This is a genomic window from Rhodospirillum rubrum ATCC 11170 (assembly GCF_000013085.1).
Lineage (GTDB): Bacteria > Pseudomonadota > Alphaproteobacteria > Rhodospirillales > Rhodospirillaceae > Rhodospirillum > Rhodospirillum rubrum.
Map to the genome: position 1 here is coordinate 1 of NC_007643.1, position 25838 is coordinate 25838.

Below are 25838 nucleotides of genomic sequence, written 5' to 3' on the forward strand. Positions count from 1 at the left end.
GAAAGCCGGTGTTTGGATATGTCAGAGATTTTAAGGTTCTGTTGTTATTTTTTCTACGGCGAGCCTTCTAAAGTCTGTTTGATTTGGGATGAGTCGTCCATCTGTCACGGGCCGAAGCCCGGCCTGCGGATGCCGAACGCCGTCCCGAATACGCGAGGATACGGGGGTTATTTCTGGAACGGCCTGGATCTGGGTCGGCCGAAGGACACCCATTAGTGGAGCACGAGATGTACGAATCGTCGGGAGTCGCCGTGAACCCCCAGAACGGCAGTCTTGCCGGTGCTGATGGCTGCGACCTGAGTGCCAGTTGGGACCGGGTGCGCGGCTTCTTGAAGCGGGAATTCGGCGACTCCGCCTATCGGACCTGGGTCGTGCCGATGACCCTGGTCGCGGCGGTGGAGGGCGAGGTGCGTCTGGCCGTGCCGACGCGTTTCATGCGCGACTGGGTGATGAACCATTACGGGGATCGCATCCGCTCGCTGTGGGCGGCCGAGGATTCGTCGATTCGCTATGTCGATTTCATCGTCGAGAGCGCGCCCGCTCCCGCTCCGCCGGCCCGCGCCGGTCAGGACGCCGACAGGGCGGAGGGCGCCTCCGATCCGGCGGCGGGCCAGCGGCCGGCCGAGGCCGGCGCCCCACGCCCCGCCGCGCGCGCTTCGCGGACCATGGTGCGGGTGGCGGCCGAGGGTGGCGCCGAAGGAGCCGACTCGGCGCCGGCCCCCCTTGACGACGGCATTTCCGCCCCGCTCGATCCGCGCTTCACCTTTGATAACTTCGTTGTCGGCAAGCCCAATGAGTTCGCCTATGCGGCGGCCAAACGGGTGGCCGATTCCACGGGGGTCGCCTTCAACCCCTTGTTCCTTTATGGCGGCGTCGGTCTGGGCAAGACCCATCTGATGCATGCGATCGCCCGGGGCATCCGCGAGGCCTCGCCGCATCGCCGGGTGATCTATCTGTCGGCCGAGCAGTTCATGCACCGCTTCATCCGCGCCCTGCGCCAGCAAGACACCATGTCGTTCAAGGAGCAGTTCCGCAGCGTCGAAGTGCTGATGGTCGATGACATTCAGTTCATCAGCGGCAAGGACAGCACCCAGGAAGAATTCTTCCACACCTTCAACGCCCTGGTCGATCAGGGCAGCCAGATCGTGCTGTCGGCCGACAAATCGCCCACCGATCTGGAAAACATCGGCGCCCGCCTGCGCTCGCGCATGGCCTGCGGTCTGGTTGCCGATCTCCATCCCACCACCTATGAGCTGCGCCTGGGCATTCTTGAATCGAAGGCCGAGCACATGGGCGTTTCCGTGCCCGAAAAGGTCCTTGAATTCATCGCCCATAAGATCGCGTCGAACGGCCGCGAGGTTGAGGGCGCCCTGATCCGCCTGATCGCCCATGCTCAACTGGTCGGCCGCGATCTGACCCTGGAAACCGCCCAGGATGTTCTGCACGACCTGCTGCGCACCTATGACAAGCGCGTCACCGTCGACGAAATTCAAAAGAAGGTCGCCGAGCACTTCAAGATCCGCCTCGCCGATATGCATTCGGCCCGCCGCGCCCGGGCGGTGGCCCGGCCCCGGCAGGTGGCGATGTATCTCTGCAAGCAGCTGACCAGCCGTTCGCTGCCCGAAATCGGCAAAAGCTTCGGTGGCCGCGACCACACCACGGTCATGCATGCGGTGCGCAAGGTCGAGGAACTGATCCTGGCCGATGGCACCTTCGCCGAGGATGTCGAACTGCTGCGGCGCATGCTCGAGGCCTGACGCCTCCGGCCCCCGGCGACTCCGTTTCCCGCCCCGGTTTTCGCCGTCTGCGGTTGAAAGGGAGGCGCCCCCTTCTCCTTGCGGGCGTCGCCTGACGCGGAAAGCGCTTGGGCGGGGGCCGTGGTCTGCGTATACTTCCCGCCCTTTCGGCGCTGTCTCCCGTCGCCGATCTCCCCTTCCCGTGCGGTCGGTCCCCCGGGGGCCAACCGTCCCGACACCGGTTCAGGCCCGCCCATGAAGCTGACGATCGAGCGCACCGCCCTTCTCAAGTCCTTGGGACACGTCCAGAGCGTCGTCGAGCGGCGCAATACGATTCCCATCTTGTCGAACGTGCGGATGGAAACCGGCGAGAGCGGCTTCAGCCTGAACGCCACCGACATGGACCTGGAGATCGTCGAGACGGTGACGGCGACCACCCTGGCCCCGGGAGCGACCACGGCGCCGGCCCATACCCTGTATGACATCGTCCGCAAGCTGCCCGACGGCAGCCAGGTGGAATTGAGCTATGACGGCAACGACGGCCAGCTGGTGCTCAAGGCCGGGCGCTCGCGGTTTTCGCTGTCGTGCCTGCCGGTCGAGGATTTTCCCGCGCTCAGCGCCGGCGAGTTCAGTCACAGCTTCTCGCTGCCGGCGACCGATCTGCGCGGTCTGATCGATCGCACGCGCTTTGCCATCTCCACCGAGGAAACCCGCTACTACCTCAACGGCATCTATCTGCACGCCACGGAAAGCGCCGGGGTGCCGGTGTTGCGCGCCGTGGCCACCGATGGCCACCGTTTGGCCCGCGCCGAGATTCCCTTGCCCGCCGGCGCCGCCGGCATGCCCGGGGTGATCGTGCCGCGCAAGACCGTGGGCGAATTGCGCAAGCTGATCGAAGAGACCGGCATGGATATCACCGTCGGGCTGTCCGAGCAGAAGATCCGCTTCGATTTCGACGAAACCCGCCTGACCTCCAAACTGATCGACGGCACTTTCCCCGATTACGAGCGCGTGATCCCGACCGAAAACGACAAGGTTCTGGAAGTCGATTGCAAGCTTTTCGCCCAGGCCGCCGACCGGGTGTCGGCGATCTCGACGGAAAAGTCCCGGGCCATCAAGGTTGCCGTCGCCAAGGGTACGATGACGCTTTCGGCTTCGAGTCCCGATGCCGGCAGCGCCGTCGAGGAGATCGAGGCGGCCTATCAGTCGACCTCGCTCGAGATCGGCTTCAATTCCCGCTACCTGCTCGACATTCTCGGTCAGGTCGAGGGGGGATCGGTGCGCCTGACCTTTGCCGACGCCGCCTCGCCGACGGTCATTCGCGACGTCGCCGACGCCTCGGCCGTCTATGTGCTGATGCCGATGCGGGTGTGACGACGCCGCCCCTTTCCGCCGCGTCCGACCGGCCGCCCCCTGGAGGGCCAAGGGGCGTCGTGGTCGAGCGGCTGACCCTGACCGCCTTTCGCTGCTACGACCGGCTGCGCCTGGATGTCGGACCCCGGCCCCTGGTGCTGACCGGTCCCAATGGCGCGGGCAAGACCAATCTGCTGGAAGCCCTGTCGTTTCTCGCCCCGGGGCGCGGCTTGCGACGGGCGGCTCTGGCCGATCCCTGCCGCCGGGTCGGGGGCGACGCCGCGACGGCGGGCCCGCCCTGGGCGGTGGCCGCCCATCTGCGGTTGCCGGCGGGGCCGGGAACCCTGGGGCGCGGCGTCGATGTCGGCACCGGCCTTGAGCGGGCGACGGCGGGCGAGCGCCGTCTGGTGCGCATCGATGGGGCGACGGCCGGTCAGGCGGCGCTGGGCGATCTGTTCTCGGTGCTGTGGCTGACCCCGGAAATGGACGGGTTGTTTCGCGGCGGGGCGAGCGAGCGCCGGCGCTTTCTTGACCGTCTGGTCAATGGCCTTGATCCCGATCACGCCGGACGCACCGCCGCTTACGCCCAGGCCCAGCGCGAACGCGCCCGCCTGCTGCGCGAGGGACGGGCGTCGCGCGGCTGGCTGGACGGGCTGGAAGACGTGATGGCCCGCCATGGCGTGGCGATCGTCGCGGCGCGCCGCGATCTGGTCGACCGCCTGGGGGCGGCGGTGCGCGCCGCCACCGGGCCGTTTCCCGGGGCGCGGATCGATCTGGTCTCCGAGGTCGACGGCTGGCTGGCCGCCGGCCCGGCCCTGGCCGCCGAAGACCGCCTGCGCGCCGCCCTGGCCATGGCGCGCGGACCCGAGGCGCCGGCCCCGGGACCGCACCGCGATGATCTGGCGGTGCGCCACGGCCCCAAGGACATTCCCGCCGTCCAGGCCTCGACCGGCGAGCAGAAGGCGGTGCTGATCGCCCTGATCCTGGCCCAGGCCCGGGTCCAGGAGGCCGCCCGCGCCGTGGCGCCGCTGCTGTTGCTCGACGAGGGCGTGGCCCATCTCGATGCGCCGCGCCGCGCCGCCCTGGGCGAGGCCCTGAGCGGCCAGGGACTTCAGGCCTGGGTCTCGGGAACGGAGGCGCAAGCTTTTGACTCCTGGGCCAAAAACGCTCAATTCCTGCGCATCGCCGAGGGGGCCGTGCTAGACTAGCAAAGCCCCCGTTGCCGGCTTTCGGGCCGGACCTTTCCACGTAGACAACAAGAAGACCGCTCCCATGACCCAGCAGGCCTATACATCCGAATCCATCAAGGTTCTCAAAGGACTGGAGGCGGTGCGCAAGCGCCCCGGCATGTACATCGGCGATACCGACGACGGGTCAGGCCTGCACCACATGGTCTATGAGGTGGTTGATAACGCCATCGACGAGGCGCTCGCCGGTTACTGCGATCACTCCGAGGTCATTCTCAACGGCGATGGCTCGGTGACGGTCTGTGACAATGGCCGCGGCATCCCCGTCGATATCCACCGCGAGGAGGGGGTGAGCGCCGCCGAGGTGATCATGACCCAGCTGCATGCCGGCGGAAAGTTCGACCAGAATTCCTACAAGGTGTCGGGCGGGCTGCACGGCGTGGGCGTATCGGTGGTCAACGCCCTGTCGGACTGGCTTGATCTGCGCATCTGGCGCGACGGCAAGGAACACTACGTGCGCTTCGAGCACGGCGAGGTGGTGGCGCCGCTGAAGGTGGTGGGCGACTGCGGCGACCGCACCGGCACCGAGATCACCTTTTTGGCCTCGCCGGCGATCTTCGCCATCACCACCTATGATTACGCCACCCTGGAGCATCGCCTGCGCGAGCTGGCCTTCCTCAATTCCGGGGTGCGGCTGCTGTTGACCGACAAGCGCGGCACCGAGCCGCGCACCACCAAATTCCACTACGACGGCGGCATCGAGGAATTCGTCCGCTATCTCGACAAGTCGAAAACCGTTCTGCACAGCCCGCCGGTCACGGCGATCGGCGAACGCGACGGCATGATCGTGGAACTGTCGCTGGAATGGACCGACAGCTACCACGAGACGGTGCTGTGCTTCACCAACAACATCCCCCAGCGCGATGGCGGCACCCATATGGCCGGCTTCCGCGGCGGTCTGACCCGCACCCTCAACAGCTACGCCCAAGACAGCGGGCTGATGAAAAAGGAAAAGGTGACGCTGACCGGCGATGACATGCGCGAGGGGTTGACCTGCGTGCTGTCGGTCAAGGTTCCCGATCCCAAGTTCTCCAGCCAGACCAAGGAAAAGCTGGTTTCAAGCGAGGTTCGGCCGGTGGTCGAGGCCGTGGTCGTCGAGCGTCTGGGCCAGTGGCTGGAGGAACACCCTCAGGAGGCCCGCAAGATCATCGGCAAGGTGGTGGAAGCCGCCGCCGCCCGCGAGGCCGCCCGCCGCGCCCGCGAACTGACCCGGCGCAAGGGCGCGCTCGACATGGCCAGCCTGCCCGGCAAGCTGGCCGACTGTCAGAACCGCGATCCGGCCCAGTCCGAACTGTTCATCGTCGAGGGAGACTCCGCCGGCGGCTCGGCCAAGCAGGGGCGCGATCGCGGCTATCAGGCGATCTTGCCGTTGCGCGGCAAGATCCTCAACGTCGAGCGGGCGCGCTTTGACAAGATGCTATCCTCGGCGGAAATCGGCACGCTGATCGCCGCGCTTGGCACCGGCATCGGCAAGGATGATTTCGATGTCGGCAAGGCCCGCTACCACAAGATCATCATCATGACCGACGCCGACGTCGACGGCAGCCATATCCGCACCCTGCTGTTGACCTTCTTCTTCCGCCAGATGCCCGAGGTCGTCGAGAAGGGCTATCTTTATATCGCCCAGCCGCCGCTGTATCGGGCCAAGCGCGGCAATTCCGAGCAGTACCTCAAGGACGACCGCGAGCTTGAGGACTATCTGCTGGATACCGGCCTGGATGAGACCGTCTACACCACCGCCGCCGGCGTGCAGATGGCCGGTCCCGATCTGCGCGCCCTGGTCGAACGCGCCCGCCTTGCGCGCAACGCCATCGCCGCCATGGGCCGCAAGGTGCCGTGGGTCTTGCTTGAACAGGCGGCGGTCGCCGGGGCCTTCCATACCGAGATCGTCAATGACGACGCCCGCGCCAGCGCCGCGGCCGCCGATGTCGCCCGCCGGATCGACGCCCTGGAAAGCCCGCTGGAACGCGGCTGGACCGGCACCCTGGCCGCCGGGGGCGGCATGGTGTTCCAGCGCACGCTGCGCGGGGTGACCGAGACCCATGTCATCGATCCCCAGGTCATCCACAGCACCGAGGCCCGCCGGCTTGACTCCATGGCGGCCGCCTTGCGCGAATTCTATGAGCAGCCCGGTCGCCTGCGGATCAAGGACGGCGACCAGATCATCCCCGGCCCGATGACCTTGATCAACGCCGTGATGGCCGCCGGCCGCAAGGGCATCGCCATCCAGCGCTATAAGGGCCTGGGCGAGATGAACCCCGAGCAGCTGTGGGAAACCACCCTTGATCCCAATGTGCGCCGCCTGCTGCAGGTGAAGGTCAATCAGGTCAGCGACGCCGAGGATGTGTTCAGCACCCTGATGGGCGACATCGTCGAACCCCGCCGCGACTTTATCCAAGACAACGCCCTGAACGTCCAGAACCTGGACGTTTAAGGCAAATCCCGAGCGATCTGAACCAGATCGCGACGACGATTTGCTTCGCGATCAAGATCTTAGAGCGGTGTGCGGGGACCATATTTCCCCCACACCGCCCTAAGGGGACGCCCCCGCCCCCTCCTGCCGACTAAAAACCCCCGCTGGCGCAAGCCGGCGGGGGTTTTGTTTGGGAAAAACCGTTGGGGCGGAGGGACGGGCGCTTGGCGGCGAAAATAGATCCTGGAAAATTAACTTATGGTGGTGGTTTCTAGTTGGCATGGGGTAGGATTTTCCGCTTAGGCAAGGGTCTTCAAGAGGTTAGGAAAACAGGGTCCACAGTCTATGCGGGAGCCGTCTGTCGGGCTCGTCGCGGTCCTCCTTGATTTTTTGGCAAAAGGCTTTACCTATCACGTTAAGTCCAGGGGGCGTCCGTGCTGGTTAGCTACGCTACAACCAAGCTGCTCAAGCTCTGTACGACGCAGCAAAAGCTGGTAAAGGCCTTTGGAAAACCCTGTGCCGAGGAAATCGAGGATCGAATCACGACCCTGATGGCGATGCCAACGCTGGGCGACATTCCGATCTATCCGCCGGAGCGTCGGCATAAGCTGGACGGCAGGAGGAAGGGGCAGTGGGCCGTGGAGGCGCATGGGGGTGTGCGTATCTGCCTTGTCCCGGCGAACACCCCTCTTCCGCGCTGCGCCGATGGAAGCGTTGACCTTACGTTGGTAACCGAGGTCGAGATCGTGTTTGTGGGGGATTATCATGGAGAAAGCTGAGCGGCTGACGGGTACGCCCGATTATGCGGTGCTCCCCGGGCGCATTCTCGATAAGACCCTGGCGGGGCGTGGCCTTCAAAAGGCCGAGTTCGCCGAGCGCTGCGGACATTCGGCAAAGATGATCAGTGAGATCATCGCCGGAAAAGCGCCGATCATGCCCGAAACCGCCCTTGAATTTGAGCGGGTGCTCGGGATGCCGGCGAGCTACTGGCTCACTCTTGAAAGCTTGTATCGTCTTCGTCTGGCCGAACAGCGCGACCGTCAGCGTTTGAGCGACCAGCGGGATTGGGCCAAGCGCTTCCCGATCGCCGCCATGGTTCGGTTGGGTTGGATCGACAAGCCGTCCGATCGCGTTGATGAGGTGGCGAAGCTTCTGGCGTTCTTCGGGGTCGCCAGCGTCGAGGCTTGGCAAGCCATGACCGCCAGCGCGGCCGAACAGATCGCCTACCGGCGGTCGCCTTCCTTTCAGAGTGCGCCTGAATCGGTTTCGGCTTGGCTGCGCCGGGGGGAAATGGTCGCTGGCGCGAGGCCATGCGGGCCTTTCGATGAGGCCGGCTTTAGGCGGGTTCTTAAGAGCGTGCGGGAGTTGACGCGCGAAGCGCCGGAGGTCTTTCAGCCGAGTCTCATCGAGAGATGCGCCTGCGTCGGGGTCGCGGTCGTGTTTACCCCGGAGCTTCCCAAAACATGCCTGAGTGGCGCCACCCGCTGGCTATCAAAAGACAAGGCCCTGATCCAGCTTAGCCTGCGTCATAAGACGGATGATCACCTTTGGTTCACTTTCTTCCATGAAGCCGGCCATGTCCTGCTGCATCCAAAGAAGCTGATCCTTGAGGAAAAGCTGAAAAAAGGGGAGGCGCCGACCCCGGAAAGCGCCCAGCGCGAGCGCGAAGCCAATGTGTTCGCGGCGACCACCCTTATTCCTCGCTCGGCGTGGATGGCCTTCACGGCCGCTGGCGATTTTTCAGCGCCGCGGATTCGGGCCTTTGCCAAAGAGCACTCCCTTTCTCCGGGGATCATCGTTGGTCAGCTTCAACACGACTCCCATCTTTCCTATGCGACAACCCTGAACTCTTTGAAGACCACCTTTCGGTGGCCGGCAGAAAGCGCGGTATCCCATCCGTCGGTTTAAACGTGCTTAGGGGATCGCCGCTGTCACGATGAGAGACCCTGTAAACTCCCCCCACAGAAAACCCCCGCTGGCGCAAGCCAGCGGGGGTTTTGTTTGGCCGGGTCCTCAGTGGGGATGGTCGTGGTCGCCGTGGTCGGCGGGGTCGTGGGTGTGGTCGTGGGGTTTGCGGTCGTGGTTGGGGTGGTCGTGGTCGTGGGTCTGGCCGGCGGGCGGATGGCTGTGGCCATCGGCGGCGGGGCCGGCCTCCCCATGGTCGTGGGGGTGGCTGTGCTGATGGCCATGCTCGTGGCTGTGGACGTGCTGATGCTCGTGGGTGTGAGTCGTGCCATCGGCGTGGGTATGGGGATGGCGATGGCTGTGGATGTGGTCGTGGTCGTGCTGGTGTCGGTGTTCGTGACTACCCATCGGCCTTCCTCCGGTTGGCAAAAGGAATAAAGACTTTCGCATCTATGGCGGAAAGTCTCTAGATGCTTTTTTCACCCGGCTCCCGACTCTTGATCGAGGAGCGACTCATCGCCCCGCCGTGGTCGGGCGGGCGAAAGGGTCTGCCTTAATGGGCCCGGCCGATGGTCTTGTAGGAGTCCTTGAAGGCCGTGAGATCCTCGGCGGATTCGAAATACAGTTCGATGGTCTTGCGGCGCAGGTCGTCCGACAGGCCGGCGATGCGCACATCGAAGGGCGCCTTGCAGTTGGACTCGCACCAAGCCTCGACGGCGCTAATGGCGATGGAGGTCGTAATGCGGACAGCATGGGACATAGTCGCTCTCTTTCCCGTCTAGGTCGTAAAGACCTTTTGTTCTTCTGCTCCTGATAAACCGAAGAACGGGCTGGGAGGTCAAGATATCCTTAAGTTAAAAAGACCCAAATCGGGCCCCCAAACGACCGAAGGGCGCCGCTTCCGACAAGAAGGGCGCCCTTTGGGGATCTGTTGGGCCCTTCAGGGCGCCGGGGCGCTCCGCGAAAGGCAAGGCCCGGCGACGGCCATCGGCCGTCAGGTCGGCGAGAAGGCCTAGCGTCAGGCCGCCTGGGAGGCCTGGGAATGGGCCAGAAGCGTATAGAGCGCCTCCGGGTCGCTGGTGCCGCGCAGCTTCTCGCAAATCGAACGGTCGCGCAGCAACCGGGAAACCCGGGCCAAGGCCTTCAGGTGATCAGCCCCCGCCGCTTCCGGGGCGAGCAGCAAGAACACCAGATCCACGGGCTGATCATCGATGGAATCGAAGTCGATCGGCTCCTCGAGACGGGCGAACAGGCCGTGTAACCCCGAAAGACTGGCCAATTTGCCATGGGGTATGGCGATGCCATTGCCCACGCCCGTGGTTCCCAGCCTTTCCCGTTCCAGCAGCACGTCGAAAATAGCGCGCTCGTGCTGTCCGGTAAGCTCGGCAGCACGCTTCGCCAGTTCCTGCAGGGCCTGCTTTTTGCTGGACACGCGCAGATTGGCGATGATGCTGTCAGGCGTAATGAGGTCGGTAATCTCCATGCCGGTTCCTCTTGCAACCCGGGCCGTCCCTGGGGAGGGCCGCGTTCCCTTTCGCGGGGTGTTCCCGTGGTGGAACGGGTCGCTGTCCCTCGATCGGTGCCGGATCGGCGCCCGATCGAACCAGATCGCCGACGCGAGCCGTCGGCGTGCTGCACCTTCAAAACCGAATTTCCCGGCCTAGGAGTCGCTGATTCCAGATAGGGATAACCAAGCGATTCCCAAAGACAACGGGCAATTCTTTTCCCCTGAAAAGCCACTAAGCAGAGGCTATTCAGCGGTCGCGGACATTATGCGCGGCTTTGGGCCCTGTCAAGTCGGGGAAAGGGCATAGGCTTGTTTGGCACTGGAGATCTCCTGTCGAGAGGATATCAGAAGGCCGGCGGGGGTGGTCAAGGTAGGCGCCCCGATTTTTCCTTTTTGCGGCGCACCGACGAGGCGATCCGCATTCCTTCCCGATATTTAGCCACCGTTCGCCGGGCGATGTCGATGCCGTCGGTGCGCAGGATATCGACGAGTTTGTCGTCGGACAATACCTGATCGGGGCTCTCAGCTTCAATCAGAGAGCGAATGCGATCGCGCACCGCTTCCGCCGAATGGCTTTCTCCGCCGTCGGCGGCGCCGATCGCCTGGGTGAAGAAATACTTGAGCTCGAAAATACCGCGCGGGCTAGCGATGTATTTATTACTGGTCACCCGGCTGACCGTGCTTTCGTGCATTTCGATCGCCTCGGCGATGTCGCGCAGGATCAGCGGCCGCAGGTGACGAACGCCATGCAGGAAGAAGGCGTCCTGCTGGCGGACCAGTTCGGTCGCCACCTTCAAGATGGTATTGGCCCGCTGGTCGAGGGATTTCACCAGCCAATTGGCGGTGGCCAGATTCTCCGACAAGAACGTTCGGGTTTCCTTGTCGCCGCTGCGGCTCAACCGGGCGTGATAGCGGTTGTTGATCAGCACGCGGGGCAGGGTTTCGCTGTTGAGTTCGACCAGCCAGCCCCCCGCCGGATCGGGGCGCATCAGCACATCGGGGATCACCGGCTGGGTCAGGGTGTTTTCAAAGCGCAGCGCCGGCTTGGGATCAAGCGCCCGGATCTCGGCGATCATCCCCATCATATCCTCGTGATCGACTCCGCAAATCTTGAGCAGACCGGCGATATCGCGCCGCCCGAGCATCTCGAGATGGTCAAGCAGCGCCTGCATCGCCGGGTCGAGTCGGTTGAGGTCGGCCAGTTGGATCGCCAGGCATTCCTTGAGCGAGCGGGCGAAGAGGCCGGGCGGGTCCATCGCCTGAAGGCGGCCCAGCACCCGTTCAACCTCGGCCAAGGAGCACCCCAGGCTGTCGGCCACCTCGTCGAGGGCGCCGATCAGATAGCCGGCGTCATCAAGCATGCCCATCAGATGGTGGGCGATCAGCCGGTCGGCCGAGGTCTTGAGATCAAGGGTGATCTGGTCGCTCAGGTGGTCGCGCAAGGACCGCGGCCCGGCGACCATCTGTTCCAGTCCGCCGTCGCTGTCATCGAACGAGCCGCTGGTTCCCGAGCCCCAGGGGGTGCCGGCGTCAAAGCCGCCGCCAGCTTCGGCCCAGCTGTCGGACGGCGTCCCCTCCTCGGCGGCGGTGTTGAAATCCTGGTCGAGCGGCGCGTCGGTGGTATTGCCGGGCACGACATCGAGCACCTGGGTCTCGGCGCTGTCGGCGCGTTCCTCGCGGCGGTCGGGCTCGGGGCTGACGTCGGCCGAGTCGTCGCGCTCGAGCAGCGGATTGCGCTCGAGTTCCTGATCGACGTAGACCGAGAGCTCCATATTGGACAGCTGCAGCAGCTTGATCGCCTGCTGCAGTTGGGGTGTCATGACCAGAGACTGAGTCTGGCGAAGATCCAGACGGGGCGACATCACCATGGTGCGCGGCCCCCCCCTTAGAGGCTAAAGTGGTCCCCCAGGTAGACCCGTCGGACCCCTTCATGGACGACGATTGCGGAGGGCGGGCCCTCCATCATCACCGTTCCTTCATGAAGAATGTAGGCGCGGTCGACGATCTCCAGGGTTTCCCGAACGTTGTGATCGGTGATCAGGACGCCAAGGCCCCGATCCTTGAGGTGGGCGACAAGATCGCGGATTTCGCCAACGGCGATCGGATCGATGCCGGCCAGCGGTTCATCAAGCAGAATGAAGCCGGGGCGCGAGGCCAGGGCCCGGGCGATCTCGGCGCGTCGGCGCTCGCCGCCCGACAACGCCATCGCCGGCGAATGGCGCAGGTGGGCGATGGAAAACTCGCTCAGCAGGGTTTCAAGCTCCTCGCGGCGGATCTCGGGATCGGGCTCGACCACCTCCAGCACGCCCAGCACGTTCTGCTCGACGCTCAAGCCGCGAAAGATCGAGGCCTCCTGCGGCAGATAGCCGATGCCCAGGCGGGCGCGGCGGTACATCGGCAAGGTGGTGACATCGGCGCCGTCCAGATAGATCGATCCCTCGTCGGGGGTGATCAATCCGGTCACGCAGTAAAAGCAGGTGGTCTTGCCCGCGCCATTGGGGCCAAGCAGGCCGACGGCCTCGCCGCGCTGGACCGACAGGCTGACATCGCGCAGCACCCGGCGCTTTTTGAAGCGTTTGCCCAGGCCGACGGCGGCCAGTCCGAAGGGCAGGGGGCGCGGCGGCTCGTCCTCGCGCGCGGGCGTCGCCGCCGGGGTCGCCGGTTCGTCCCGGGGCTGGTCGCCCGGGGGGGCGTCGACGGCGGTCTTGGGGTCGGTATCTGGGGTGGCGACAAGGCGGGGCTCTTCGGTCATTTCGTCCCTCCCTGTCCGCCGATCAATCCCTTGCGCTCACCATTACCGTTCGCCGAGGGTTTGAACAAGGCCCGTGCCCGGTCCTGGCCATCGCCGAACAGCCGGCTGACCCCGGTCTTCATGTTGACCGTGGCCCGGGTGCCGTTAAGTTGCTCGCCCTCGGTGGTGATGCGCACCGCGCCAAGCACCGTCGCCTGACCGCTGGTCGGGTCATAGGTCGCCTCGTCGCCCCGGATCACCTCGTTGGGGGTGACGACCACCACATTGCCCACCGCCGTCATCACCTTGATATTCGATCCCTCGGCCGGCGCGGCCAAGCCGGCGCCGGATTTGCTTGTCGCGGGCTTGCCCTTGGCGGAGCCGGCGGTCTTGGGGGTGGAGGCGTCCTTGAAATAGGCGGTCAGCACGTCGGCGGTGATGGTCTGGCGCGAGGCGATCTGGCGCGAGGTGGCATTGCCGCGCGCCACCGCCAGATTGCGCTCTTCCCAATACTCCAGACTGTCGTCGGCGGTGACGATGTCGGAGGCCGATTCCATTTTGAGATTGTCGCCGGTCAGCCACATGACCTTGCGATCAAGATCGCGCACGGCGTCGGTGCCGGTGATGGTGCGATCGGTCAGCAGGATGCGGACATTGCCGTGGGCTTCCATGCGGTAGATGTCGCCACCGCCGGTATCGCTCGACTCCGCGCCGGCGCTGGCATCGGTGCGATAGCGGGCGAGCAGGCGGTCGGCGCGGACCTCGCTGTCGCCCTGGATGGCGGCGGCATTGCCGTTGGCGATGTAAACGGCCTCGTCGCGGCGCCATTCGATCCCGTCATCGGCATAGACCTCGAGCGGCTGGCCCCCGGCCGTCTGCGCCCCGGCGGCGGTCGGGGCGAGGACCAGCAGGGCGGCCACGCCCAACGCCCGGATCAGCCGGGATCCGGCCGTGGGCGAAGGGGGGAAGGCCGGCGCCGCGTGGGTCATGGTTTGGTCTTTCCAGGATGGGGGCCAGAAGGAGGGCCAGAATGGAGGCCAGACGGTTCGGGATCGGTGGCGGGGCGCTTGGCCGGCGAAGGCGCGGCCGGGTCGGACTCGGTGACCACCAGCTTGGCCTTGCCGGTGAACAAGATCCGGTTGCCGCCGTCAAGCACGCGGAATCCCTCCGATACGATTTCCAGCCCCGGCCCCTGGCCCTTGACCGGCTGATCGCCCATCGCCTCGTCGGTATCGAGGTGAATGCGCGCGGCGTTGGTCTGGAACTGGAAGCCATCGTCCCGATAGAGCAGAACGCCGCTTTCCAGATCGACCACCTGTTTCTGGTCGGTGAGATAGCCCAGATCGCTCGATAGCGAGAGCCATTTGCCGCTTGATTGGGTCAGGTCGCCCTTGGGGTTGGTCAGGCGGGTGCGTTCGTCGCCCGCCCCCATCTCGGTCGCCAGATCGGCCGTCACCGTGAAGGGCTGGTCGGTCGAATCCGTGCCCAGATAGCGGGGATTGACCACGCTTTTGAGATCGATCGCCGAGGGGTCGAGGGCCGAGAAATCAAGATTGAGGGATTCGGTGCGGTCGGCGATCTGCGGCCAGGCCAGCACCACCCCCAGCATCGCCGCCGCCAGACTGGGCAGCAGCAGCTTCATCAGCGCGACGAACCGGCTATAGCCCTGGGGCGAGGCGCCGGCCGGGCGGGTTTTGCGCGGGCGCATCGGCGGCGCCCCCTCGTGAAGGCGCACCACGCTGTCGGCCCGCACCGCCACCAGCGGCGGCGGTTGGGATGCCTGGGGCGTGGGGTGCGCCTCGCCGCTCATGCAAGCCCCGCCCTCAGGCAGTCATGCAGATGCAGGAAACCGACCGGGCGCTTGTCGGCGTCAAGGGCGAACAGGCCGGTGATGGCGCTTTCGTTCATGATCCGCAGGCCCTCGATCGCCAGGGTCGTCGGCGCGATGGTCTTGGGGGTGGGGGTCATCACCGAGCCGGCGGTGCGCGACCACAGGTCGGCGCCCATATGGCGGCGCAGGTCGCCATCGGTGATGATGCCGGCGAGGCGGCCGGCCGCGTCGACGACACCGACGCAGCCCAGGCTTTTGGAGCTGATTTCAAGGATGGCCTCGGCCATCGGCGTGGCCGGGCCGACCAGCGGCAGGCGGTCTTGGCCGTGCATCAGGTCGGCGACCTTGAGCAGCTTGCGCCCCAACTGGCCGCCGGGGTGGAACAGCCGGAAATCGCTGGCGGTGAAGCCGCGACGCTCGAGCAGGGCCACGGCCAGGGCGTCGCCCAGGGCCATCATCGCCGTGGTCGAGGTGGTGGGGGCGAGGCCATGGGGGCAGGCCTCGGTCAAGGCCGGCAGCACCAGGGCGACATCGGCGGCGTCCGACAGGGCGCTGGGATGACGGCCGGTGATCGAGATCAGCGGAATGCCCATGCGCCGGGTATAGGCCACCATATCGGCCAGTTCGGGGGTTTCGCCGGAATTCGACAGGGCGATCACCGCGTCGCTGCGCCCGATCATCCCCAGGTCGCCGTGGCTGGCTTCGGCGGGGTGGACGAAGAACGACGGCGTTCCGGTCGAGGCCAGGGTGGCGGCGATCTTGGCCGCGACATGGCCGCTTTTGCCCATGCCCGAAATGATCACCTTGCCCGATCGCTTGGCCGGGCCGTCGCACAGCAGGTCGATGGCGGCGGTGAAGGCGCCGTTCAGATCGGCGGCCAGCGCCCGCAGGGCCTCGGCCTCGGCCTCGAGGACATGGCGGGCGCAAGCGAGGGCGCGGCCCGCCTCGTCGGAGAGGTCGGCCACCGGAGCGGAAATGCTGGGAGAGGGGATCGTCATCGCGAAACCGTTGCCTTCCTCGAAGCCAAGTCTAGAGCGGCGAGCGGAAAAGGGACTGCCGGTTTTCCGCTCTGTCATCGTTCTAATCCACTGAATCCAGATCAAGGTGTCTGCGTTAAAGGGGGCCCATCCAACGCAGTTCGATCTAGGACCGGGGTCCCGCAGGGGCGGTCCCCTTCTCCGTACCCAGGGGGTCGCCCGAAACGGATCCTCGGAAAGGGCGGACCCCCGTCCCTGAAAAACCGGCGGCTTTTCAGTCAGACAGTATCGCGGGCCGACATGGCGCCATCATGGCGGATCCGGTCGGCGGGCGGGGTCGGTTCGGGGCTTGGTGGACGGTCGGTAAAGCGTGCCGCACCTCCCTCCGAACGTCGCAGAGGTGTAGCCCGCCTCAGGGATACAGGCAAGCGCCCTGGGGGCAAACTATGGAAAAGCCGTGCGCTCGGGTCAATGGCGGTGTCCGGCCAGCCTTGCGGACGACCGGGGATCACGGACCATCCCCAGAGGGGATCAATGACTGAAGATATCGGGCTCTTCCCAGCCGGCCAGATCGAGCAGGGCGCGGGTGGGCAGGAAGCGGAAGCAGCCTTCGGCCAGGGTCGTGCGGCCTTCGCGGGCGAGCAGGCCATCCAGGCGGGCCTTCAGCGCGTGCAGGTACAAGACATCGCTGGCGGCATAGGTCAACTGCTCGGGGCTCAGGCTTTCGGCGCCCCAGTCGCTGGTTTGCTGATGCTTGGACAGATCGACGCCCAGCAGGTCCTTGCACAAGGCCTTCAGCCCGTGGCTATCCGTATTGGTGCGGCACAGCTTGCTGGCGATCTTCGTGCAATAGACCGGCTCGCACAGCACGCCCAGGCCGTGGTGGATCGAGGCGATGTCGAAGCGGCCGAAATGCATGATCTTCAGCACCGAGGGATCGCCAAGCAACGACGCCAGCACCGGGGCCTGCAGGTCGCGGTTCAGATGGACGACATGGGCGATGTTGTCGCCGCCCGAAAGCTGGACGACGCACAGGCGATCGCGATGGGGGTTCAGCCCCATGGTCTCGGTATCGACGGCGATGCCCTGGGGGAAGGTCAGACCGCTGGGCAGGTCGCCGCGGTGGTAATGGATGGTCGGTGCGATGGTCATCGATGGGGTCCAGCGGCGGGAGCGAAAGCCGAGAGGATCGGCGGGGAGGCGCTTGAGCACGGGGTGGAACCGCCAGGGCGCCAACCGCCAAAACGCGTCGCGCCGCCGCCGGATCCCTTGGGGGGATCCGGCCGTCGGCGGCTAACGATACGGTAGTGTGATTTGGTGCCCAGGAGAAGACTCGAACTTCCACGACCTTTCGGCCACAGGTACCTGAAACCTGCGCGTCTACCAATTCCGCCACCTGGGCTCAGGCTGCTTTGTCGGCAGGGCGCAAATCTCTAAAGGGGTTTATCGCACCTGTCAAAGGGAAAAATCATGGCCATCGTTTTTTTATGGTTCTTACCCCGATCCGCGCCCCGCTCACCCGTGGGGCGGGGGGTGATTGCGTTGCGTTCGGGGAAGGCTTATGTCAGGTTTCCTCCGCTCCGGTTGTTTGAGCCGGATCGGGGCGGCGTCGCCATCGACGTCGGACGGATCGCAAGGCGAAGGGAAGGCGCAAGATGACTGGCCGCGTCGTTACCGTTTTCGGGGGCTCGGGCTCCATCGGCAGGCAATTGGTCGCCCTGTTGGCCGACCAGGGGGCGCGGGTGCGCGTCGCCGTGCGCGATACCGAGAAGGCCCATTTCCTCAAGCCCCTCGGCCAACTGGGCCAGATCGCCCCGATCTCGGCCTCGGTGTCGGATGCCGCTTCGGTCAAGCGCGCCGTCGAAGGCGCCGATCAGGTGGTCAATCTGGTGGGCATCCTGGCCGAAAGCGGCCGGCGGACCTTTCAGGCGGTTCATGTCGACGGGGCGGCCACCGTCGCCCGGGCCAGCGCCGAAGCCGGCGTCGACGCCCTGATCCACATGTCGGCCCTGGGGGCCGATGAGGCCTCGGACGCCAACTATAGCAAAACAAAGGCTTTGGGCGAAAAGGCCGTGCGCGAGGCCTTTCCCGCCGCCACCATTTTGCGCCCCAGCGTTGTCTTCGGCCCCGACGACGGGTTCTTCAACCTGTTCGCCGGTCTCCAGCGGCTTTCGCCGGTGCTGCCCTATTTCACCCGCGACGGCTTCCGGCGCGGCGGCTCGGGCGTTTGCGGGATCGATCTGGCGGGCAGCGGCGGCCCGAAGTTCCAGCCGGTTTATGTCGGCGATGTCGCCCGCGCCATGATCGCCATCCTCGATACCCCGGCCCTGCGCGGCAAAACCTATGAACTGGGCGGCCCCCGGGTTTATTCCATGAAAGAGATCATGGATCTGGTGGTCGCGGTGACCCGCCGGCGCACCCTTGTGGTTCCGCTGCCGTTCTGGGTCGCCCGGCTGCAGGGGCGTTTGCTTGAAAAGCTGCCCAATCCGCCGCTGACCAGCGATCAGGTGCGGCTGATGGAAGTCGACAACGTGTGTTCGGGCGCCCTGCCCGGTCTTGGCGATCTTGGCATCGAGCCCGAGGCGGCCGAGGCGATCTTGCCCACCTATCTCAGCCGTTTCCGCGGGCTTGACCGCCACATGATCCTGCGCGGCGACGGCCGCCCGCCAAAGGTGTGAGCGAGGCGCCGGGAACACCGGCCGCTCCATTGCGGCGCCTCCGCTCCGCTTTTGCCTGAGCAGAGCGAATCCCGAGCACTCCGGACCAAAGTGCGGCGACGATTGGCTCCCCTATCAAGAGACTAGGAACGGCGCCAGATCGGGTCCCAGATAGGCAAGGGCGAGCAGGGCGGCGCCCAGGAGGACGCGGTAGGCGACGAAGGGGCCGAAGCCGTGGCGGCGCAGCCAAGCCATCATCGCCGCCACCGCCAGGAAGGCCGCCAAAAAGGCCGTCACGGCGGCGATCAGCGCCGCCGGCGCCATCGCCGACTGACCGACGCGAGCCAGATCAAGGCCGACCAGCGTGGCCGCTCCGGCGATGGCCGGAATCGACAGCAGCATGGAAAAACGCGCCGACTCCACCCGCTCATAGCCTAGCAGCCGGGCGGCGGTCATCGCCACGCCGGTGCGGCTGACCCCGGGCAGCAGGGCCAAGCATTGGGCGAGGCCGATCAGCAGGCAATCGATCCCCCCCATGTGCTCGACGCGCTTGACCGTCATGCACAGGCGGTCGATGACGCCAAGCAGCAGGCCAAAGCCCAGGGTCGTCCAGCCGATGGTGGCAAGGCCGGGGCTGGCGATGGGTCCGGCGAAATGGGCCAGCAGCAAAACCGTGGCGACGGCGGGCAGGGTGCCCAGAACCACCAGAAAGGCGAGGCGGGCGCCGGGATCGCGCTTGCCCTTGAGCAACCGCAGGCAACCGCCGATCATTGCCGCCTCGTCGCGCCAGAAATAAAGGGCGACGGCGCCCAGGGTCCCCAGGTGGACGGCGACATCCAGGGCTACCCCTTGGTCGGGCCATGTGGTTGGCGACGGCCAGGGAGTCAGCAAGGGCAGCAGGGCGAGATGGCCCGTGGAGCTGAGGGGAAGGACTTCGGTGATGCCCTGGATCAGCGCCAGAACCACAATTTGCAGAAGGAGCACGAAGGGGCACCCACAAAATATTGGCTTGGTCGCGTTATAACACCAGCCGTTTTGTGGGCACAGGGGGATGAAAGGTCAAGAAGGCTTACTAATTTTCCCAGGGCCATCCGGCCAAGGCTGAGGGGATGTAAGGCTTAAGGAACCTTCGGAACCAAATGGTTCGCATGGGATTACGATCTGTCGATTTCTTCTTGGCGACGACGGTTTCGCGCCTTAAGAAACGGAAACGCCCGGCCCAGTTGCCGGCGCCCCGGCTTGCCGCCGCGCCCGACCGGCGCCGCCGGCGGCCTTGCCCAAGATGACCCGCCGACAGCCGTTCCTATTCGCCAGATCGCCACCAGGGAGAGTCGCCGATGGCCCGCAAGATGCTCCAGTTCACCCGGCTGGACCAGCGCACCCCCGACAAGCGGTCGGCGGGAACGCGCCGCGTCGATTTCGACGAGATCTATGGCCGTTTCACCCCCGATGCGGCGGGCGATCAGGCTTCGCGCTGCGAGCAGTGCGGCATTCCCTTCTGCCAGATCCATTGCCCTTTGCAAAACAACATCCCCGACTGGCTGATGCTGACCGCCGCGGGCCGCCTTGAAGAAGCCTATGCGCTGTCTTCGGCGACCAATTCGATGCCGGAGATCTGCGGCCGCATCTGTCCCCAGGATCGCCTGTGCGAGGGGTCTTGCGTGCTCGAGCAGTCGCGCCACGGCGCGGTGACCATCGGCGCGGTGGAGAAATTCATCACCGATACCGCCTGGGAGCGCGGCTGGGTCAAGCCGATCCTTCCCTTGCGCGAACGCGAGCAGTCGGTGGGCATCATCGGCGGCGGTCCGGCGGGCATGGCCGCGGCCGAGCAGCTGCGCGCCCAGGGCTATCAGGTCACGCTGTATGACCGCTATGACCGCATCGGCGGTCTGCTGGTTTATGGCATTCCCGGCTTCAAGCTGGAGAAATCCGTCGTCGAGCGCCGCGTCGATCTGCTGGCGCGCTCGGGGGTGATCTTCAAGACCAATTTCGAGGTCGGCCGCGACGCCTCCTTGCCGGAATTGCGCAAGACCCACGACGCCGTGCTGATCGCCACCGGCGTCTACAAGGCGCGCGGGCTGTCGATCCCCGGGGCCGGCTTGCGCGGCGTGACCAAGGCGCTTGATTACCTGATCGCCTCGAACCGCACCGGCCTGGGCGACCGGGTTCCGGCCTTCGAGGACGGCACCCTTGACGCCAAGGACAAGGCGGTGGTGGTGATCGGCGGCGGCGATACGGCGATGGACTGTCTGCGCACCGCCATCCGTCAGGGCGCGCGCTCGGTCAAATGTCTTTATCGCCGCGACCGGGCCAATATGCCCGGCTCGCAGCGCGAGGTGATCAACGCCGTTGAAGAGGGCGTCGATTTCGTCTGGTTGACCGCCCCGGAAGCCGTGCTTGGTGACGAGCGGGCGACGGGCGTGCGCGCCCACCGCATGCATCTGGGCGTCGCCGACGCCACCGGCCGCCAGTCGCCCCAGCCGATCGCCGGTTCCGAATTCACCCTCGAGGCCGATCTGGTGATCGAGGCCCTGGGCTTCGAGCCCGAGGATCTGCCCGCGGTGTTTGGCGAGCCGCGCTTGCCGATCACCCGCTGGGGCACCATCCAGATCGATCCGGTCTCGAAAATGAGCGGGCTCGACGGGGTGTTCGCCGCCGGCGACATCGTGCGCGGCGCCTCGCTGGTGGTTTGGGCCGTCCGCGACGGCCGCGACGCCGCCGAAGGCATCCGCCGCTATCTGGTCGCCAAGGCCGCCGCCGCGCCGGCCAAAGCCGCCCCCCTGGTCAACGCCTGAGAGAAACGGGAAGGACCCCGCCGATGACCCAGTCTTCCGAACGCCTTTCCGCGTCGGCTCCCGAATCGGGCGAGGCCTTCGTCGCCCGCTGGCAGCGCGACGCCGCCCGCCTGGAAGCCGCCCACGCCTATGATCCGGCCCATGAGCACAGCTCATGTGGCGTCGGTCTGGTCGCCTCGATCAATGGCAAGCCCCGGCGGTCGGTGGTCGAGGCCGGCATCCAGGCGCTGAAGGTGCTGTTCCACCGCGGCGCCGTCGACGCCGACGGCAAGACCGGCGATGGCGCCGGCATCCACGTTGAGATCCCCCAGGATTTCTTCAAGGAGCATATCCGCCGCACCACCCACGAGCCGCGCGCCGGCCGGGTGGCGGTGGGCATGGTGTTCCTGCCCAAGACCGATCTCAACGCCCAGGAGGTCTGCCGGACCATCGTGGAAAGCGAGATCCTGAGCTTCGGCTATTCGATCTATGGCTGGCGTCAGGTGCCGGTCGACACCTCGGTGATCGGCGAGAAGGCCAACGCCACCCGCCCCGAGATCGAGCAGATCATGATCGCCAATACCCGGGGCGGCGATGACGAGCAGTTCGAGCGCGATCTTTACGTGATCCGCCGGCGCATCGAGAAGCACGCCCTGGCCTCGAATGTCGGCGAGCTGTACATCTGTTCGCTGTCGTGCCGGTCGATCATCTACAAGGGCATGTTCCTGGCCGAGCAGTTGACCAGCTTCTATCCCGATCTGCTCGACGAGCGCTTCATTTCCAGTTTCGCCATCTACCACCAGCGCTATTCGACCAACACCTTCCCGACCTGGCGTCTGGCCCAGCCCTTCCGCATGCTGGCCCATAACGGCGAGATCAACACGCTGACGGGCAACATCAATTGGATGAAGGCCCACGAGACGCGGATGGACTCGCCGTTCTTCGCGGAGGTCATCGAGGATCTGAAGCCGGTGGTTCAGCCCGGCGGGTCGGATTCGGCCGCCCTGGACGGCGTGTTCGAGCTGCTGTGCCGGGCCGGCCGGCCGGCGCCGATGGTCAAGGCGATGGTCATCCCCGAAAGCCTGACCCAGAACGCCCTGATGCCCGATCACCACAAGGCGCTGATCGGCTATTGCAACTGCGTGATGGAGCCCTGGGACGGCCCGGCGGCGATCGCCGCCACCGATGGGCGCTGGGTGGTCGCCGGCCTTGACCGCAACGGCCTGCGGCCGATGCGCTTCACCATCACCACCGACGGCCTGCTGATCGTCGGCTCGGAAACCGGCATGGTGCGGGTGCCCGAGTCCGATATTCTGCGCAAGGGGCGCCTGGGCCCCGGCGGCATGGTCGCCGTCGATCTGCGCGAGGGGCGGCTTTACGAGGACGGCGAGATCAAGGACGTGCTCGCCGCCCGCGAGCCCTATGCCGAGTGGGTGGGCAAGATCACCGAGCTGGAAGGCCAGATCGGCACCGATGTCGTCGAACCGGCGACGCTGTCGACCGAGGACCTGTGCCGGCGCCAGCTCGCCTGCGGCCAGTCGATGGAGGATCTGGAACTGATCCTTCACCCGATGGTCGCCGACGCCAAGGAAGCCCTGGGCTCGATGGGTGACGACGCGCCGCTGGCCGTGCTGTCGTCCCATTACCGGGCGCTGCACCACTTCTTCCGCCAGAACTTCAGTCAGGTCACCAATCCGCCGATCGACGCCCTGCGCGAGACCCGGGTGATGAGCCTGAAGACCCGTCTGGGCAATCTTGGCAATATCCTCGACGAGGACGCCAGCCAGTGCGATCTGCTCCAGCTTGAAAGCCCGGTGCTGACCACCGCCGAATTCGAGGCGATGCGCCGGTCGATGGGCGAAACAGTGGCCGAGGTCGATTGCACCTTCTCGCCCGATGGCGGGCCGACCGGGCTGCGCGATGCCATCGTCCGCGTGCAGCAGGAGGCCGAGGAGGCCGTGCGCGGCGGCTGCACCCATGTGGTGCTGACCGACACGGCGCTTTCGGCGACCCGCGTTGCCATCCCGATGATCCTGGCCGCCGGCGCGGTGCATACCCATCTGATCCGCGAGCAGTTGCGCACCTTCACCTCGCTCAACGTGCGCTGCGCCGAGGTGCTCGATGTCCATTACTTCGCCGTGCTGATCGGCGTGGGCGCCACCACGGTCAACCCCTGGCTGGCCCAGGAAAGCATCGCCGACCGCCTGCGCCGCGGCCTGTTCGACGAGGGCGTCACCCTTGAGGCGGCGATGAAGCGCTTCAAGAAGGCGGTCAACGAAGGCCTGCTCAAGATCATGTCGAAGATGGGGATCTCGGTGATCTCCAGCTATCGCGGCGGCTGCAACTTCGAAGCCATCGGCCTGTCGCGCTCGCTGGTCGCCGAATACTTTCCGTCGCTGACCAGCCGCATCTCGGGCATCGGTCTGGCTGGCATCCAGAAGAAGGTGCTTGAACAGCACGCCAAGGCCTTCGGCGCGGCGGCCGTGGTGCTGCCGGTCGGCGGCTTCTACCGGGTGCGCAAGCAGGGCGGCGAGGCCCATCACTTCGATGGCGATCTGATCCATACCCTGCAGCAGGCGGTGGCGACCGACAGCTATCAGACCTTCAAGAAATACACCGCCGGTCTGCGCAAGCTGCCGCCGATCACCATCCGCGACCTGCTCGACTTCAAGCCCGGCACCACCGGCGTGTCGATCGAGGAAGTCGAGAGCATCACCTCGATCCGCCGCCGTTTCGTGACCCCGGCGATGTCGCTGGGGGCCCTGTCGCCCGAGGCCCATGGCACGCTGAACATCGCCATGAACCGCATCGGCGCCAAATCCGACAGCGGCGAGGGCGGCGAGGTGCGCGAGCGCTACAAGCCCGCCGCCAATGGCGACAACGCCAATTCGGCGATCAAGCAGGTCGCCTCGGGGCGCTTTGGCGTGACCGCCGAATACCTCAACCAGTGCCGCGAAATCGAGATCAAGGTCGCCCAGGGCGCCAAGCCCGGCGAGGGCGGGCAGTTGCCCGGCTTCAAGGTGACCGAGATGATCGCCAAGCTGCGCCATTCGACGCCGGGCGTGATGCTGATCAGTCCGCCGCCCCACCACGATATCTATTCGATCGAGGATCTGGCCCAGCTTATCTATGACCTGAAGCAGATCAACCCGCGCGCCAAGGTCTGCGTCAAGCTGGTCTCGCGCTCGGGCATCGGCACCATCGCCGCCGGTGTCGCCAAGGCCAATGCCGATGTGATCTTGATCTCGGGCCATTCGGGCGGCACCGGCGCCAGCCCGCAGACCTCGATCAAGCATGCCGGTCTGCCCTGGGAGATCGGTCTGGCCGAGGTCCATCAGGTGCTGACCCTCAACCGCCTGCGCCACCGGGTGACGCTGCGCACCGACGGCGGCATCAAATGCGGGCGCGACGTGGTGATCGCCGCCATGCTCGGCGCCGAGGAATACGGCATCGGCACCACCAGTCTGGTGGCCATGGGCTGCATCATGGTCCGCCAGTGCCATTCCAACACCTGCCCGGTCGGCGTCTGCACCCAGGACGACGATCTGCGCGCCAAGTTCACCGGCACCGCCGAAAAGGTGGTCAACCTGTTCAGCTTCATGGCCGAAGAGGTCAAGGAGATCCTGGCCTCGCTGGGGATGCGCTCGCTCGATGAGGTGGTCGGGCGCACCGATCTGCTCCAGCAGGTCAGCCGGGGCGCCGACCATCTGGACGATCTCGATCTCAACCCCATCCTGGTTCAGCCCGATACCGGGTCTGGCCCCAATATCTGCACCATGGAAGGCCGCAACGAGGTTCCCGAAACCCTGGACGCCCAGATGATCGCCGATGCCAAATCGGCGCTCGACGACGGCGAGAAGATGCAGCTCACCTATACGGTGCGCAACACCCACCGGGCGATCGGCACCAAGCTTAGCCACCGCATCGTCATCAAATACGGCATGACCGGGCTTGAGCCGGGCCATATCACCGTGCGGTTGCGCGGCTCCTGCGGCCAGTCGCTGGGCGCCTTCGCCGTTCAGGGGCTGAAGCTGGAAGTCTTTGGCGATTCCAACGATTACGTCGGCAAGGGATTGTCGGGTGGCACCATCGTCGTCCGCCCGGCGGTGTCGAGCCCGCTGCAAACCAACGAAAACACCATCATCGGCAATACGGTGCTTTACGGCGCGACCAGCGGCAAACTGTTCGCCGCCGGTCAGGCCGGCGAACGCTTCGCCGTGCGCAACTCGGGCGCCCAGGTGGTGGTCGAGGGCTGCGGCTCGAACGGCTGCGAATACATGACCAACGGCACCGTGGTCATTCTCGGTCAGGTCGGGGCCAATTTCGGCGCCGGCATGACCGGGGGCATGGCCTTCGTCTATGATCCGCAGAACACCTTCCCGCTGCGGGTCAACCCCGATTCGGTGATCTGGCAGCGCATCGAGGTTCCCCATTACGCCGGGGTGCTGCGCGATCTGATCGCCGAGCATGTCAGCGAAACCCAGTCGAAATACGCCGAGCATCTGTTGGCCGACTGGGGGCGCGAGATCGGCAATTTCTGGCAGATCGTGCCCAAGGAGATGGTCAACCGGCTGGCGATCCCGGCCCGCGTGGCCGAGGCCGAGAAGGTTTCCGCGTAAGCGCCCTTAAGCATCGCCGCCTTTCAACCCGGCCCGCCTCCTTCCCGAGGCGGGCCGGCGTCGTTCAGAGCAAATCCCGAGCGATCTG

General features: G+C 65.7%; 19 protein-coding genes and 1 tRNA gene. 9 read left to right on the top strand and 11 right to left on the bottom strand.

The window, feature by feature from the left end; translation table 11 throughout:
• Positions 1-227: 227 nt before the first annotated feature.
• The 6 genes from dnaA (at position 228) to RRU_RS00030 (ending at position 8657) form a co-directional block, all read left to right on the top strand.
• Positions 228-1757 (top strand): chromosomal replication initiator protein DnaA, encoded by a 1530-nt coding sequence (gene dnaA / locus RRU_RS00005; RefSeq protein WP_011387762.1) that lies wholly within the window; start codon positions 228-230, stop codon positions 1755-1757.
• Between the two features lie 234 nt (positions 1758-1991).
• Positions 1992-3110 (top strand): DNA polymerase III subunit beta, encoded by a 1119-nt coding sequence (gene dnaN, locus RRU_RS00010; RefSeq protein ID WP_011387763.1) that lies wholly within the window; start codon positions 1992-1994, stop codon positions 3108-3110.
• A gap of 59 nt (positions 3111-3169) precedes the next feature.
• Entirely contained in the window at positions 3170-4297 is a 1128-nt protein-coding gene (recF, locus tag RRU_RS00015; RefSeq protein WP_011387764.1) for a DNA replication/repair protein RecF, read from the top strand.
• Positions 4298-4361: 64 nt separating this feature from the next.
• A complete protein-coding gene (gene gyrB / locus RRU_RS00020; protein WP_011387765.1) occupies positions 4362-6770 on the top strand; it encodes a DNA topoisomerase (ATP-hydrolyzing) subunit B in 2409 nt (802 codons plus the stop codon).
• 413 nt (positions 6771-7183) lie between these two features.
• Positions 7184-7528 carry a killer suppression protein HigA gene (locus tag RRU_RS00025; protein ID WP_011387766.1) on the top strand — a complete coding sequence of 115 codons (345 nt, stop codon included), beginning with the start codon at positions 7184-7186 and terminating at the stop codon, positions 7526-7528.
• Positions 7515-8657, top strand: coding sequence for an ImmA/IrrE family metallo-endopeptidase (locus RRU_RS00030; RefSeq protein ID WP_011387767.1), 1143 nt, complete (start codon positions 7515-7517; stop codon positions 8655-8657). Before RRU_RS00025 ends, RRU_RS00030 begins: the two co-directional genes overlap by 14 nt.
• 105 nt (positions 8658-8762) lie before the next feature.
• On the opposite strand, the gene RRU_RS00035 is transcribed toward RRU_RS00030, so the two are convergent.
• From RRU_RS00035 to RRU_RS00080, 10 genes are all read right to left on the bottom strand, one after another.
• Positions 8763-9062 carry a hypothetical protein gene (locus RRU_RS00035; RefSeq protein WP_162470589.1) on the bottom strand — a complete coding sequence of 100 codons (300 nt, stop codon included), beginning with the start codon at positions 9060-9062 and terminating at the stop codon, positions 8763-8765.
• Positions 9063-9207: 145 nt separating this feature from the next.
• Positions 9208-9414 carry a hypothetical protein gene (locus RRU_RS00040; RefSeq protein ID WP_011387769.1) on the bottom strand — a complete coding sequence of 69 codons (207 nt, stop codon included), beginning with the start codon at positions 9412-9414 and terminating at the stop codon, positions 9208-9210.
• Between the two features lie 258 nt (positions 9415-9672).
• Positions 9673-10137: a PTS IIA-like nitrogen regulatory protein PtsN gene (gene ptsN, locus RRU_RS00045; protein WP_011387770.1), complete on the bottom strand. Its 465-nt coding sequence runs from the start codon at positions 10135-10137 to the stop codon at positions 9673-9675.
• Between the two features lie 389 nt (positions 10138-10526).
• Entirely contained in the window at positions 10527-12029 is a 1503-nt protein-coding gene (gene rpoN, locus RRU_RS00050; RefSeq protein ID WP_011387771.1) for an RNA polymerase factor sigma-54, read from the bottom strand.
• 17 nt (positions 12030-12046) lie between these two features.
• Positions 12047-12913 (bottom strand): LPS export ABC transporter ATP-binding protein, encoded by an 867-nt coding sequence (gene lptB / locus RRU_RS00055; protein WP_011387772.1) that lies wholly within the window; start codon positions 12911-12913, stop codon positions 12047-12049.
• Entirely contained in the window at positions 12910-13881 is a 972-nt protein-coding gene (locus RRU_RS00060; RefSeq protein WP_011387773.1) for an LptA/OstA family protein, read from the bottom strand. The genes lptB and RRU_RS00060 overlap by 4 nt, the downstream gene beginning before the upstream one ends.
• Positions 13878-14702, bottom strand: coding sequence for an LPS export ABC transporter periplasmic protein LptC (lptC, locus tag RRU_RS00065; RefSeq protein WP_011387774.1), 825 nt, complete (start codon positions 14700-14702; stop codon positions 13878-13880). Before lptC ends, RRU_RS00060 begins: the two co-directional genes overlap by 4 nt.
• Positions 14699-15721, bottom strand: a complete 1023-nt coding sequence (locus RRU_RS00070; protein WP_014625856.1) for a KpsF/GutQ family sugar-phosphate isomerase — start codon at positions 15719-15721, stop codon at positions 14699-14701. Before RRU_RS00070 ends, lptC begins: the two co-directional genes overlap by 4 nt.
• A 510-nt stretch (positions 15722-16231) precedes the next feature.
• Positions 16232-16852, bottom strand: a complete 621-nt coding sequence (locus RRU_RS00075; protein WP_011387776.1) for a ribonuclease D — start codon at positions 16850-16852, stop codon at positions 16232-16234.
• 163 nt (positions 16853-17015) lie between these two features.
• Positions 17016-17102, bottom strand: a tRNA-Leu gene (locus RRU_RS00080).
• A 253-nt stretch (positions 17103-17355) separates the two neighbouring features.
• On the opposite strand from RRU_RS00080, the gene RRU_RS00085 reads away from it, so the two are divergent.
• Positions 17356-18378, top strand: a complete 1023-nt coding sequence (locus tag RRU_RS00085; protein WP_011387777.1) for a complex I NDUFA9 subunit family protein — start codon at positions 17356-17358, stop codon at positions 18376-18378.
• 114 nt (positions 18379-18492) lie between these two features.
• Here the strand turns inward: RRU_RS00085 and RRU_RS00090 are convergent, their stop codons facing one another.
• On the bottom strand, positions 18493-19341 hold the full coding sequence (locus RRU_RS00090; RefSeq protein ID WP_011387778.1) for an undecaprenyl-diphosphate phosphatase: 849 nt from the start codon (positions 19339-19341) through the stop codon (positions 18493-18495).
• Positions 19342-19694: 353 nt separating this feature from the next.
• Here RRU_RS00090 and RRU_RS00095 point away from each other — a divergent pair, with 353 nt between their 5' ends.
• Positions 19695-21152: an NAD(P)-dependent oxidoreductase gene (locus tag RRU_RS00095; RefSeq protein ID WP_011387779.1), complete on the top strand. Its 1458-nt coding sequence runs from the start codon at positions 19695-19697 to the stop codon at positions 21150-21152.
• Between the two features lie 23 nt (positions 21153-21175).
• Positions 21176-25750, top strand: coding sequence for a glutamate synthase large subunit (gene gltB, locus RRU_RS00100; protein ID WP_011387780.1), 4575 nt, complete (start codon positions 21176-21178; stop codon positions 25748-25750).
• Positions 25751-25838: the final 88 nt, after the last annotated feature.

Excerpts from the sequence above, each read along its gene's own strand:
- lptB (WP_011387772.1), bottom strand. The coding sequence starts at position 12,913 with ATGACCGAAGAGCCCCGCCTTGTCGCCACCCCAGATACCGACCCCAAG.
- dnaA (WP_011387762.1), top strand. The coding sequence starts at position 228 with ATGTACGAATCGTCGGGAGTCGCCGTGAACCCCCAGAACGGCAGTCTT.
- gyrB (WP_011387765.1), top strand. The coding sequence starts at position 4,362 with ATGACCCAGCAGGCCTATACATCCGAATCCATCAAGGTTCTCAAAGGA.
- RRU_RS00035 (WP_162470589.1), bottom strand. The coding sequence starts at position 9,062 with ATGGGTAGTCACGAACACCGACACCAGCACGACCACGACCACATCCAC.
- rpoN (WP_011387771.1), bottom strand. The coding sequence starts at position 12,029 with ATGGTGATGTCGCCCCGTCTGGATCTTCGCCAGACTCAGTCTCTGGTC.
- RRU_RS00060 (WP_011387773.1), bottom strand. The coding sequence starts at position 13,881 with ATGACCCACGCGGCGCCGGCCTTCCCCCCTTCGCCCACGGCCGGATCC.
- lptC (WP_011387774.1), bottom strand. The coding sequence starts at position 14,702 with ATGAGCGGCGAGGCGCACCCCACGCCCCAGGCATCCCAACCGCCGCCG.
- RRU_RS00070 (WP_014625856.1), bottom strand. The coding sequence starts at position 15,721 with ATGACGATCCCCTCTCCCAGCATTTCCGCTCCGGTGGCCGACCTCTCC.
- ptsN (WP_011387770.1), bottom strand. The coding sequence starts at position 10,137 with ATGGAGATTACCGACCTCATTACGCCTGACAGCATCATCGCCAATCTG.
- RRU_RS00030 (WP_011387767.1), top strand. The coding sequence starts at position 7,515 with ATGGAGAAAGCTGAGCGGCTGACGGGTACGCCCGATTATGCGGTGCTC.
- RRU_RS00085 (WP_011387777.1), top strand. The coding sequence starts at position 17,356 with ATGACTGGCCGCGTCGTTACCGTTTTCGGGGGCTCGGGCTCCATCGGC.
- dnaN (WP_011387763.1), top strand. The coding sequence starts at position 1,992 with ATGAAGCTGACGATCGAGCGCACCGCCCTTCTCAAGTCCTTGGGACAC.
- RRU_RS00075 (WP_011387776.1), bottom strand. The coding sequence starts at position 16,852 with ATGACCATCGCACCGACCATCCATTACCACCGCGGCGACCTGCCCAGC.
- RRU_RS00040 (WP_011387769.1), bottom strand. The coding sequence starts at position 9,414 with ATGTCCCATGCTGTCCGCATTACGACCTCCATCGCCATTAGCGCCGTC.
- RRU_RS00095 (WP_011387779.1), top strand. The coding sequence starts at position 19,695 with ATGGCCCGCAAGATGCTCCAGTTCACCCGGCTGGACCAGCGCACCCCC.
- gltB (WP_011387780.1), top strand. The coding sequence starts at position 21,176 with ATGACCCAGTCTTCCGAACGCCTTTCCGCGTCGGCTCCCGAATCGGGC.